Origin of the sequence: Microvirga makkahensis, from assembly GCF_009830105.1 — a bacterium.
In the GTDB taxonomy this organism is placed as follows: Bacteria; Pseudomonadota; Alphaproteobacteria; order Rhizobiales; family Beijerinckiaceae; genus Microvirga; species Microvirga makkahensis.
Window position 1 is genome coordinate 1 of the sequence record NZ_WURB01000085.1, and the last position, 828, is coordinate 828.

General features: G+C 61.5%; 1 protein-coding gene and 1 pseudogene. One reads left to right on the forward strand and one right to left on the reverse strand.

Features of this window, described 5'->3' with window-relative positions:
• Nucleotides 1–113: 113 nt before the first annotated feature.
• On the reverse strand, nucleotides 114–260 hold the full coding sequence (locus tag GR328_RS26535; protein WP_246216115.1) for an Atu4866 domain-containing protein: 147 nt from the start codon (nucleotides 258–260) through the stop codon (nucleotides 114–116).
• Nucleotides 261–280: 20 nt separating this feature from the next.
• Here GR328_RS26535 and GR328_RS26540 point away from each other — a divergent pair.
• Nucleotides 281–745, forward strand: a pseudogene (locus tag GR328_RS26540) (LysR substrate-binding domain-containing protein); the annotation flags it as partial.
• Nucleotides 746–828 lie beyond the last annotated feature (83 nt).

Consider the following 828-nt stretch of genomic DNA (forward strand, 5'->3'; position numbering starts at 1 on the left):
CGTCCGGTTTTCCTGTTCGAAGCGGATGTTCGGCCCCCGTCCGGAACGTGCCATGAGCGGACAGCAGATTCCGGTCGAGGAGCATGGGACCTCGACCGGGATTGTCCGGAGGATCAAGGCGGCCGTTCCACCTGCTCTTCCCGGCAGAACAGCATTCCGCCATGGTGGAGTACGCCACCGATAAACTCACCGTCGGCCGTGAACCCCGTATCGCTTCCTTGACTGGGGGATTGGTGCTCGCAGGCTGGCCGAGGGCCCATGGTGCGCTGACCATTGCGGCAGCAAGGACGAGAGGGAGTGCGCTCCCTGGCATCGCATGCTCCTTTCTTCAGTAAGGACCCGCAGTCGGACGAACGATGATCTCGCTCACGTCCACCTCCGGGGGCTGCCAAAGCATCACTGCATCGGCTGGCGGCCCAACCCGCAGGTCGCCCCTTATCGATGGGAGTTCACCGAGAGCGGACGCGACTTCGCTGTAGACGTGAACCCTCGCGCGACCACCAACGACATGAGGGTGATGATACAACCGGCTTGTGCGGGAGCAGGCCTGACCTTTGGGATGGAAGAGGCTTTCCGCTCCTCTATCGCCCCTGCTGAACTTGTGCCGCTTCTGGAAGAGTTCTGCCCGCCGTTCCCCGGCTTCTATCTCGACTATCCGACCCGCAGGAACGTGCCGCTCAAATTGCATGTCCTCGTCGACTACCTGAGACAAAGACGGCGGGATACCTCGACGCCCATGGGATGAGGTGAACCAGACTTGCAGCCCCTGCTTTCACGGAGGCTCGCTCAAGGCCAGCAAAAAGACCAAACGTGACTTCCCAAACCTGC